Raw genomic sequence first — 11506 nt, forward strand, 5'->3', positions numbered from 1 at the left:
AAAAGGTTGGAAAGTGCTGTTTTTTTTGAGGCAGCAACTCATTTTGTCGTCCTAAAGCATACTCACCCGCTGTCCGCTGTATACCCGATTGCCATCGGGGGATGCCGCTTCCATCGGGGCTGAAACGCAGTTAGTCGTTCAAATTAAAACTCCCGAAACAACACACTCAAAATCCCCAATAGCGCGGGAACACTTTGCACATAAAAAATTCGTTTACTAGCCGTAGCTGCACCGTACAATCCTGCGATAAACACACAGATTAAGAAAAATAAGGCTACATTTTTACTCCAATCCGGATCCGTGATGGCCAGCGACCACAGCAATCCGGCGGCCAAAAATCCGTTGTACAGTCCTTGATTGGCAGCCATGACCTTCGTTTTTTCAAACAAATCTTCCGGAAGGCTTCTAAAAACTTTTTTAGCATGGGTGGTCCAAGCAAACATTTCCAACCATAATATGTAGCCGTGTAACAGCGCAATGGCTGCAATAAGACCTTTTGAAACTATTTCCATTTGAAATTTTTTTCGATTGATTTAATCATTTCCCCCGCAATATCTTTGTTCGTGGCTCCTTCAATGCCCTCCAAACCGGGAGAAGAATTCACTTCCAGTAAAAGTGGCCCTTTGGAGGAACGAATGATGTCGACGCCCGCTACTTTCAAATCCATTGCTTTGGCGGCTTTGATGGCAATCCGTTTCTCTTCGGGCGTTACTTTGACCACAGAAGCGGTTCCTCCCATATGAATATTGGCTCTGAATTCCCCTGGAGCGGCTTCCCGTTGCATGGCAGCTACTACTTTGCCATCGACGACAAATAAGCGCAAATCTTTGCCATCGGCTTCTTTGATGAACTCTTGCACCAAGATATTGGCATTCAAACTTTTGAACGCATTAATTACCGATTCGGCCGCTTTTTTAGTTTCTGCCAACACGACACCTTTCCCTTGCGTTCCCTCCAAAAGTTTAACAATCAACGGGGTTCCGCCCACCATTTTAATCAAATCATCGGTATCCAATGGCGAATTGGCAAAACCTGTGGTGGGAATATCGACCCCGTGGTGGAGTAGGAGTTGTAAGGAATACAGTTTGTCACGGGATTGGGTGATGGCTTTGGCGGAGTTTAGGCAGTAGACTTTCATGGCTTCAAATTGCCGGGTCAATGCACAGCCGTAAAAGGTGATACTGGGACGAATACGCGGAATAATCGCATCAAAATTATCCAATATTTTTCCGCCACGGTAATGAATTTCAGGCTTCACCGCATCGAGTTTCATGTAACATTCTTTGATATTTAAAAAATGCATTTCATGCCCACGCATTTCTCCCGCTTCCATGATACGGCGGTTACTGTAGAGTTCAGGATTACTAGCCAACAAGCCAATACGTAAACCGGTTCGTTGTGCCACTGCTTTTTGATAAATCTCTTTTAAATATTCTGTAGTGGGTTCGCCCAACAAGTACTTTTGCTCGGGGTCGACCAATATCCTGCCGCTCATCGCTTCACGTCCCAAAAGCATTCGAAATCCCATGGAATCGCGATTGGTCAAGGTCACTTCTACCGACCAACACGTGTCGCCCAATTGCAAATCGGTCTGGATGACATAGCGTTGTTCGCGGTAGCCGCTCGAACTTTTAACGACGCGTTTGTCGACCACTTTGGCTTCGCAATGAATGATTGTTTTTTGATTTTTCTGTATGGGATTGATGTCAAATTTCACCCAAGTTTCGCCCTCTTTTTGAAAAGGGGCAATATTTATCGCATGTAGTGCTGACGTTTTAGCGCCTGAATCCACCCGTGCTTTTATAGTAGGAAGTCCCAACTGTGGAAAACCACACCATTCTTCTGAACCTAAGATAAGTTTTTGCATGATAAAAAATAAACCACGAAGAAACGAAATAAATGATTTCGATTACTCGTGGTTCGTTTTTAAAGTTATGAAATGGTTAATTTGTCGTTTCGCCCTTTTTTTGAACGGTTACCGATAATTCTTCGGCTCCTTCTTCAATGTCCATATAAATCTCGTCGCCTGAATTAATCTTGGCAGTGATGATTTCTTCGGCAAGCGCATCTTCAACATATTTTTGAATCGCTCTTTTCAACGGACGCGCTCCAAATTGTTTGTCAAATCCTTTGTCGGCAATAAACGCTTTGGCAGTATCTGATAAGGTAAGCGTGTACCCTAAATCGGCAATACGGGCATACAATTTGGACAATTCGATTTCAATAATTTTATCGATGTCTGCTTTTTCTAGGGAATTAAAGACAATCACGTCATCAATACGGTTCAGGAATTCGGGCGCAAAAGTTTTCTTCAACGCATTTTCGATGATACTTTTGGAGTGATCATCGGCTTGGGCCACTTTTGCTGCAGTACCAAATCCAACACCTTGTCCGAAATCTTTCAATTGACGCGCTCCCACATTAGAAGTCATTATAATGATGGTGTTCTTGAAGTCGATTTTTCGGCCCAAACTATCGGTCAAATAGCCGTCATCGAGAACCTGTAGCATCATATTGAACACGTCGGGGTGTGCTTTTTCAATTTCGTCCAAAAGCACCACACAATACGGTTTACGGCGCACTTTCTCGGTCAATTGTCCGCCTTCTTCATAGCCCACATAGCCTGGAGGCGCACCAATTAAACGAGAAATGGCAAATTTTTCCATGTATTCACTCATGTCGATGCGTACTAAGGCGTCTTCAGAATCAAACAATTCTTTAGCGAGTACTTTGGCCAATTGTGTTTTACCAACCCCTGTTGACCCCAAGAAAATAAAGGAACCAATCGGTCGATTCGGATCTTTGAGTCCCGCCCGGTTCCGTTGAATCGAACGTGCAATTTTCAGAACCGCATCATTTTGCCCTATGACTTTACCTTGAAGTAATTCCGGCAAATGGGCCAATTTGTTGCTTTCGGTTTGCGCAATACGGTTGACCGGAATGCCCGTCATCATAGACACCACATCGGCGACATTATCTTCGGTGACTTGAATGCGATTGTTTTTGGAATCTTCTTCCCATTGTTCTTGTGCAATGGCCAATTCCTTTTCTAACTTTTTCTCGTCGTCACGCAACTTGGCAGCTTCTTCGTATTTCTGACGTTTTACGACCGAATTTTTAAGTTCGCGCACTTCTTCCAGCTGGCGTTCCAAGTCCAAAATCTGTTTAGGGACATCAATATTGGTGATGTGTACGCGAGAACCGGCTTCGTCTAGGGCATCAATCGCTTTGTCGGGAAGGAAACGTTCGGACATGTATCGATCGGTCAACTTCACACAAGCTTCAATTGCTTCAGGCGTATAGATGACGTTGTGGTGATCTTCGTATTTGTTTTTGATGTTGTTCAAAATAGTGATCGTTTCAGGTACTGTAGTTGGTTCAACAATTACCTTTTGAAAACGACGTTCCAAAGCCCCATCTTTTTCGATATATTGACGGTATTCATCTAATGTGGTTGCCCCAATGCATTGAATTTCTCCACGAGCCAAAGCCGGTTTAAACATATTGGAAGCATCGAGCGAACCCGTTGCACCACCTGCGCCGACGATCGTATGGATTTCATCAATGAAAAGAATAATGTCATCATTTTTTTCCAATTCATTCATCACTGCTTTCATGCGCTCTTCAAATTGGCCTCGGTATTTCGTTCCGGCCACCAGTGATGCCAAGTCTAGGGTAACCACGCGTTTATTGAATAAGATGCGTGAGACTTTCTTTTGAATAATGCGTAAAGCCAACCCTTCGGCAATAGCGGATTTACCTACTCCGGGTTCACCAATCAATAAGGGATTGTTCTTTTTACGGCGGCTGAGAATCTGAGAAACACGCTCAATTTCTTTTTCACGACCTACTACGGGGTCCAATTTGCCCTCTTCGGCCAACTCGGTTAAATCCCGACCAAAGTTGTCCAAAACAGGGGTTTTCGACTTTTTGTTGGATTTATTCGTTGGATTATTAAAATTTTCTCCTTTCAAGCTGTCGTCTTGCCCTGAATCGTCATTGTAGGATTCGTTTTTGGGGAGGTTATCCATGAAATCTTCGTCTTTCGGTGTCATTTGTAGATATTGTTCTTTAGCTGTTTCATAATCAATTTTCAATTTATTCAACAGCTTGGTTGTGGGATCGTTTTCATTGCGAAGAATACACAACAATAAATGTGCCGTGCTGATCGAGGTGCTTTGAAAAACTTTAGCTTCCAAAAAGGTTGTCTTTAAAGCGCGTTCGGCTTGGCGGGTTAGGTGTAAATTCTTTTTTTCGATACTGTGGTCAGCCGAAGGGTTAGGGGGACTCAATACTTCAACCTTACGGCGTAGATGTTCTAAGTCCACCGAAAGATTATTTAGTATAGTGATCGCTTTCCCATTACCATCGCGTAAAATCCCCAGCATCAGATGTTCCGTGCCAATAAAGTCATGGCCCAAGCGTAAGGCCTCTTCTTTACTGTACGTGATTACATCTTTGACTCGAGGTGAAAAATTGTCATCCATAGCAATCCGATTAAGGGTTTTGGTAAAATTACTAAATCTAAGCTGGAATTGCAAAAATCATTCCCAAGCTACCTATGGTTGTAAAATGACAAAAAAAAGTGCAATAGTCGTCAGGGAGGTCAGGGGATTTATTAACCGTTTCAACCCTTGATTTTGTTAATAAAAAGTCGAAATATGCCCTGGTAATTTCTTTTCAAAAAAACAAAATGATGTATATTGCACGTTTGAATAATTGAACCAAAATTTTATAAAATATTTAGCATATGTCTGACGGAGAGAAGTTAATTCCTATCAACATTGAAGACGAGATGAAAAGCGCGTACATCGATTATTCGATGTCTGTAATTGTTTCTCGTGCCTTACCTGACGTGCGTGACGGTTTAAAGCCTGTTCACCGCCGTGTGTTGTATGGAATGTATGACTTAGGAGTTTTTTCAAATAGAGCCCACAAAAAATCGGCGAGAATTGTAGGGGAGGTACTGGGTAAGTATCACCCGCACGGGGATAGCTCGGTTTATGATGCCATGGTACGTATGGCGCAAGAATGGAGTTTACGTTATTTATTGGTTGATGGACAAGGAAACTTTGGGTCGATCGATGGTGACAGTCCTGCGGCCATGCGATACACCGAAGCCCGTATGAAGAAAATGTCAGAAGACATTATGGCAGACATCGACAAAGAAACGGTTGATTTTCAATTGAACTTTGACGATACCTTGTACGAGCCCAAAGTCATGCCGACACGGATTCCCAATCTCTTAATCAATGGAGCTTCTGGGATTGCTGTGGGGATGGCTACCAATATGCCACCACACAACCTTACAGAAGTTGTAGACGGAACCTTGGCTTATATTGATAATACGGACATTGAAATTGATGAGTTACTTCAATACATCAAAGCGCCTGATTTTCCTACGGGAGGTGTGATTTATGGCTATGAAGGGGTTCGTGAAGCCTTCAAAACGGGTCGTGGACGTATTGTTATTCGTGGTAAAGTAAATTTTGAAGAAGTTAACGGTAAAGAAGCCATTGTGGTAACTGAAATTCCGTATCAAGTCAATAAAGCTGAAATGATTAAGAAGACAGCGGACTTGATTAACGAGAAGAAAATCGAAGGTATTTCCAATATTCGCGATGAATCCGATCGAAGTGGGATGCGAATTGTTTATGAGCTAAAACGCGATGCGGTTCCCAACGTAGTGCTGAACATGTTGTTTAAGTACACCCAATTGCAAAGTTCATTCAGTGTCAACAACATTGCTTTGGTCAACGGGCGTCCAGAGATGTTGAATTTGAAAGATTTAATTCACCATTTCGTAGAACACCGTCATGATGTTGTAGTACGTCGTACGCAGTTTGAGTTACGAAAGGCAGAAGAGCGCGCCCACATATTAGAGGGATTAATTATTGCTTCGGATAATATTGATGAAGTAATTGCTATTATTCGTGGATCGAAAGACGGCGATGAGGCAAGAACCAAATTGATGGAACGTTTTAGTTTGTCGGAAATTCAATCCCGGGCCATTGTTGAAATGCGTTTGCGTCAGTTGACCGGATTGGAGCAAGATAAGTTGCGTGCTGAATACGAAGATATTATGAAGTTGATTCAGCGATTAAAAGACCTGTTGGCCAACAAAGACTTGCGAATGTCTTTAATCAAAGAAGAGTTGATTGAAGTTCGCGATAAATACGGTGATGCACGTCGTTCGGAAATTGTTTATGCCGGTGGTGATGTAAGTATTGAAGATTTGATTGCAGATGAAAATGTGGTAATTACCATTTCGCATGCGGGCTATATCAAACGAACTTCACTCTCTGAGTACAAAACACAGAATAGAGGAGGAGTGGGGCAAAAATCGGCGGCAACGCGAGATCAAGATTTCTTGGAACACTTATTTGTAGCCACCAACCACCAATATTTATTGTTCTTTACTCAAAAAGGAAAATGTTATTGGATGCGAGTCTACGAAATTCCTGAAGGGTCCAAAGCGAGCAAAGGACGTGCGATTCAGAACTTAATCAATATTGAAAGTGATGATAAGGTTAAGGCTTTCATTTGCACCAAAGACCTTAAAGACGAAGAGTACATCAACAACCATTATGTGATCATGGCGACCAAGCAAGGGCAGGTGAAAAAGACACCGCTTGAACAATATTCGCGTCCCCGTCAAAATGGAATTAATGCGATCACGATTCGCGAAGACGATGAATTGTTAGAAGCCAAACTAACCACCGGAAACAGTCAGGTATTGATTGCGGTGAAGTCGGGTAAACTGGTCCGCTTTGAAGAAAGCAAAACACGACCGATGGGACGAACAGCTTCTGGAGTTCGCGGGATTACCTTGGCCGACGAAAAAGATGAAGTAATCGGAATGGTAGCGGTTGATGAAAAAGAAGTCAATGAAAAACAAATTTTGGTGGTGACCGAAAATGGGTATGGCAAACGCACCAAATTAGTGGATGATGACGGTGAAGATGTATACCGAATTACCAACCGGGGTGGAAAAGGGGTAAAAACCTTAAACATAACGGATAAAACGGGACAATTGATCTCCATTTCGGATGTTACCGACGAAGATGATTTGATGATTATCAACAAGTCGGGATTAACGATTCGAATGATGGTTTCTGACCTCCGTGTGATGGGTCGTGCCACGCAAGGGGTTCGTTTGATCAATATCAAAAATAACGATTCCATTGCCGCTGTAACCAAGGTGATGCGCGAGGAGGAATCGGAGGCTGTAGAAGACGACGAACTCAACGAAGGGATGGAATTAAGTGACGATACCACACAAGATAATGAAGAATAAAAAGTAAAATAATTGTATAAAAGCCATGTGTTGAATTTCAATCGTGGCTTTTTACGTTTTTAAATCAAATCGTATGAAAATCAATCATTTATTTTTAGCGGGAACCCTGTTCTTGGCTACAGCTTCATTCGCACAAAAAGACGAATTGAAAGCTTTAAAAAAATTATACGCTAAAGATGCGTTAAAAACCGAAGAGTATACGGAATACAAAAATTTGGTTCAAAAACTGGAAGGTTTAGCTACCGAAGAATCGGATAAAGTGTATCTAAAGTTTTACAAAGCGATGGTTCCTATGATGGAAATGGCAACGTGGGATAAGAATATGTCTCCGGTTGCTATGCAAACTCAAATGGTCAAATTGTTTTCACCTAATTTGATTGAAGGAATGGCAACGGCTATGCGTGAAACCTTAGATTATGAAGCAAAAACCGGAAAGAAAGTTTATACAGATGATATCAACGAAACGGTCCAAATGTTTAAAGGGCAATTGTTGAACGTTGCCATTACTTTAGGAAATTCTAAACAGTATGTAGAATCCTCCAAAGTTCTTTACAGTGTTTTTTTAATGGAACCCAAAGAAATGGATAATCTTTATTTTGCGGCGAATTATGCCGTAGAAGGCAAAGATTATGACAGCGCTTTAAAGTATTATGATATTCTAAAGTCTAAAAACTACACAGGTGAAGGAATAAAATATTTTGCGAAAAATAAATTAACGGGTGAGGTGGAAAGTTTCTCTGACAAAGCCATTCGTAATAAGTTTGTAGAATTAGGGCAGTATATCGAACCAACAGAGGAAAAAACACCCTCAAAAAGGGGAGAGATTGTAAAAAATATCGCATTGATTCACATTCAAAGAGGAAATGTTGAGGCCGCAAAATCAGCTATTGCAGATGCGAAAAAAGAGCTTCCTGGGGACACAAATTTATTGTTGTCAGAAGCAGATATTTATTTGAAAATGAATGATATTTCCAGCTATCAGAAAGTTATAAAAGAAGTCTTGGAAAAAAATCCTGATGATCATATTTTGATTTATAATCTTGGGGTAACAAGTGGTAATAATAATCAATTTGAAGAGGCTGAAAAGTACTATCGTCGCGTGATTGAAATAAAGCCAGATTATGCGGATGCTTATGTAAATTTAGCTGATATGATGTTAAAGCCTGACCAAAAAATTGTTGAAGAAATGAATAAGTTGGGGTATAACGAAAAAGACCAAAAACGATTTGAGTTTTTGAAAGGTGAACGTCAAAAATTGTTTAACAAAGTATTGCCTTTACTTGAAAGTGCTTATAAACTTCAACCGAACAACGAAGGGGTAATCAATGGATTACTCACTGTGTATAAGTTTTTGGAACGAAATGATAAGGTGAAAGAATTGAAAGCTCAGCTTGGAAAATAAAAAAAAGTGCTCTATTTTATAGAGCACTTTTTTTATACCACTTTTTTAATCACCCGTAAACGATGGGTGTGTCTATTTTCTTCAGCGTTGTAAATGCCTAAATGGTCTAAGCGATCGACGCGAACTTTACCACTGGCGTGAATGATGTAATTGTTTTCTAAAATGATACCAACGTGGATGATTTTGCCTTCTTCATTATCAAAAAATGCCAAATCACCAGGTTCGCTTTCTTCAATAAAACTCAATACCTCACCTTGGGTAGCTTGTTGTGAGGCATCGCGTAAAAGCGCATACCCATTGAGTTTGTATACCATTTGCGTAAAACCAGAGCAATCAATACCAAAAGGCGATTTTCCTCCCCACAAATAAGGGGCATTCAAGTACATGAAAGCTGTGGGAATTAATTCTGATTTTGGTTTTTTCCCTGTAATCTTTAAGCCTTCAAATCCGAATTGCGCCCGATTAATGTCCGCGTGGTTTAAAAAAGTCAATGAAGCACCCAATAATAATGGAATCAGTTGATTTTCAGGAGTGACTGAATATTCGACCAAATCTGCATTTAAGATTAATGCATCTTGCGATAATTTTTCGAACTGGTCTTGTGTAATTTCTAGGCACTGTTTTCGGTCAATCCATCCCTCGTACTGATCGAAATGAAGTTTGATTTTTAGCCATTGTTTTTCTTTGTCTATAATTTCAAAATGTTCTCCAAACAACACTTGTGACACCATTTCACTTCGGTCACTCGGTTCGGCGCGCAGCGGAATTACAGAAAGGGTACAAAGGGCAAACTTCATTCTAATTAGGCAATTCGTTCTATAACTAAAGCAGAAGCACCTCCTCCACCATTGCAAATTGCAGCAGCTCCAATTTTTGCATTATTTTGTTGTAAGACATGGAGAAGCGTAACGATAATTCGTGCTCCCGAGCATCCAAGCGGGTGGCCCAATGAAACAGCACCGCCATTTACATTAACTTTATCGTTGGGTAAATTTAAAATTTTTGCATTGGCTAGTCCTACCACAGAGAACGCTTCATTGAACTCAAAAAAGTCCACATCATCAAGAGCCAATCCCGCTTTTGCAAGGGCTTTAGGTAAGGCTTTTGCAGGCGCTGTAGTAAACCATTTTGGTTCTTGTGCTGCATCAGCATACCCACGGATAACCGCCAAAGGTTGCAATCCCAATGCTTCGGCTTTTTCTGCACTCATTAAAACTAAGGCTGCAGCTCCGTCATTGATGGTTGATGCATTGGCTGCAGTAACCGTTCCCTCTTTAGTGAAAACAGGACTAAGTGTTGGAATTTTGTCCAATCGTACATTGGTATATTCTTCATCGCGGGTCACCATTATAGGCTCTCCCTTGCGCTGGGGTACAGCGACTGGTATGACTTCGGCATCAAATTTTCCTTGATCCCAAGCGGTAGCAGAACGCTGGTAAGATTGTATGGCAAATTGGTCTTGCTCTTCGCGGCTAATCTGGTATTCGGTAGCACATAAGTCGGCACATACCCCCATGGCATTATGGTCGTAGGCGTCGGTTAACCCGTCTTTTTGCATCCCATCAACAAGGGAGGTAGGACCAAATTTAACACCATTACGTAGGTGAACGTAGTGGGGAATCATACTCATATTTTCCATCCCTCCAGCAACGACAATTTCGGCATCACCTGCCATAATCGCTTGAGCGCCTTGCATGATCGCTTTCATCCCCGAGGCGCATACCTTGTTGACCGTTGTACACGCTACATTTTCAGACAATCCAGCAAATAAAGCCGCTTGACGTGCGGGTGCTTGTCCCACTCCAGCTTGAACGACATTACCCATCAAGACTTCATCGACCAACTTGGGGTTGAGTTGAATTTTTGCTAAAGCACCTTTAATAGCAGCCGCTCCGAGATGGGGCGCAGCAACCGAGGATAGGGCACCCATAAAACTTCCGATGGGAGTTCGAGCTGCCGAAACGATGACCACTTTTTTACTCATGTTAATTTAAATTTCAATTGGTTTGTTTGTAGTGCAAATCTACTATTTTTTAGGAAATAGCCTGATTTTCCCCTTGTATTTTCAAGGTTTTTTTACTTTTTTAAGCGCTATTGAATTGATAACGAATGGATTTATTTTGGGATGACATAAATTCATAAAAAATACCATCAAATAGTTGTATTTTTTACTTTGTTGCGTTACATTTGCAACCGCTTTAAGCGAAAGTTCTTTCTTTTTAAGAATCAGGAGAGGTGCCGGAGTGGTAACGGAGCAGATTGCTAATCTGTCGACGGGTAACCGTCGCCAGGGTTCGAGTCCCTGTCTCTCCGCTTCTTTTCGGGGTGTAGCGTAGCCCGGTTATCGCGCCTGCTTTGGGAGCAGGAGGCCGCAGGTTCGAATCCTGCCACCCCGACTAAGGTCCAGTAGCTCAGCTGGATAGAGCAACTGCCTTCTAAGCAGTAGGTCTCAGGTTCGAATCCTGACTGGATCACAGTAAAGCCTCTGTTTTGGGGCTTTTTTTGTTTCAAAAATATACCGTCTCGGGTTCCCCCGAAGTGATGTCGGGGCTGACTGGATCAACCTAAAGCCTCTGTTTTGGGGCTTTTTTTGTTTCAAAATATAACGGAAAATGTTACCCCCTAAGTGTGGACGGGCATGACAAACGCTGTAAATGTTCTATACAGTTTACAAACAAAAAAAGCCCCAAAACAGAGGTTTTAGGGTGATCCAGTCAGCCCCGACATCATTTCGGGGGAACCTGAGACGGTATATTTTGAAACAAAAAAAGCCCCAAAACAGAGGCTTTAGGGTGATCCAGTCAGCC

At 41.8% G+C, this 11506-nt stretch carries 7 protein-coding genes and 3 tRNA genes; 5 read left to right on the forward strand and 5 right to left on the reverse strand.

Annotated features, from left to right (window positions below; all coding sequences use genetic code 11):
• Window positions 1–143: 143 nt before the first annotated feature.
• From O9316_RS07440 to O9316_RS07450, 3 genes are all read right to left on the reverse strand, one after another.
• The gene (locus O9316_RS07440; RefSeq protein ID WP_298205129.1) at window positions 144–512 is read right to left on the reverse strand and encodes a DUF1304 domain-containing protein; all 369 of its coding nucleotides are present in this window, start codon (window positions 510–512) and stop codon (window positions 144–146) included.
• Entirely contained in the window at window positions 503–1867 is a 1365-nt protein-coding gene (gene rimK / locus O9316_RS07445; protein WP_298205128.1) for a 30S ribosomal protein S6--L-glutamate ligase, read from the reverse strand. The genes O9316_RS07440 and rimK overlap by 10 nt, the downstream gene beginning before the upstream one ends.
• 76 nt (window positions 1868–1943) lie before the next feature.
• Window positions 1944–4487 carry an ATP-dependent Clp protease ATP-binding subunit gene (locus O9316_RS07450; protein ID WP_298205127.1) on the reverse strand — a complete coding sequence of 848 codons (2544 nt, stop codon included), beginning with the start codon at window positions 4485–4487 and terminating at the stop codon, window positions 1944–1946.
• Between the two features lie 263 nt (window positions 4488–4750).
• On the opposite strand from O9316_RS07450, the gene gyrA reads away from it, so the two are divergent.
• Window positions 4751–7297: a DNA gyrase subunit A gene (gene gyrA, locus O9316_RS07455; RefSeq protein ID WP_298205126.1), complete on the forward strand. Its 2547-nt coding sequence runs from the start codon at window positions 4751–4753 to the stop codon at window positions 7295–7297.
• A 73-nt stretch (window positions 7298–7370) separates the two neighbouring features.
• The gene (locus O9316_RS07460; protein WP_298205125.1) at window positions 7371–8699 is read left to right on the forward strand and encodes a tetratricopeptide repeat protein; all 1329 of its coding nucleotides are present in this window, start codon (window positions 7371–7373) and stop codon (window positions 8697–8699) included.
• A gap of 32 nt (window positions 8700–8731) precedes the next feature.
• Here the strand turns inward: O9316_RS07460 and O9316_RS07465 are convergent, their stop codons facing one another.
• Both O9316_RS07465 and O9316_RS07470 read right to left on the reverse strand, forming a co-directional pair.
• The gene (locus O9316_RS07465; RefSeq protein ID WP_298205124.1) at window positions 8732–9496 is read right to left on the reverse strand and encodes a C40 family peptidase; all 765 of its coding nucleotides are present in this window, start codon (window positions 9494–9496) and stop codon (window positions 8732–8734) included.
• Between the two features lie 5 nt (window positions 9497–9501).
• The gene (locus O9316_RS07470) at window positions 9502–10683 is read right to left on the reverse strand and encodes an acetyl-CoA C-acyltransferase (RefSeq protein WP_298205123.1); all 1182 of its coding nucleotides are present in this window, start codon (window positions 10681–10683) and stop codon (window positions 9502–9504) included.
• A 245-nt stretch (window positions 10684–10928) separates the two neighbouring features.
• Here O9316_RS07470 and O9316_RS07475 point away from each other — a divergent pair.
• The 3 genes from O9316_RS07475 (at window position 10929) to O9316_RS07485 (ending at window position 11173) form a co-directional block, all read left to right on the forward strand.
• Window positions 10929–11012: transfer RNA gene (locus O9316_RS07475), tRNA-Ser, on the forward strand.
• An 8-nt stretch (window positions 11013–11020) separates the two neighbouring features.
• Window positions 11021–11095, forward strand: a tRNA-Pro gene (locus tag O9316_RS07480).
• Window positions 11096–11099: 4 nt separating this feature from the next.
• Window positions 11100–11173: transfer RNA gene (locus O9316_RS07485), tRNA-Arg, on the forward strand.
• Window positions 11174–11506 lie beyond the last annotated feature (333 nt).

Origin of the sequence: Flavobacterium sp., assembly GCF_027533505.1 — a bacterium.
Taxonomy (GTDB): domain Bacteria; phylum Bacteroidota; class Bacteroidia; order Flavobacteriales; family Flavobacteriaceae; genus Flavobacterium.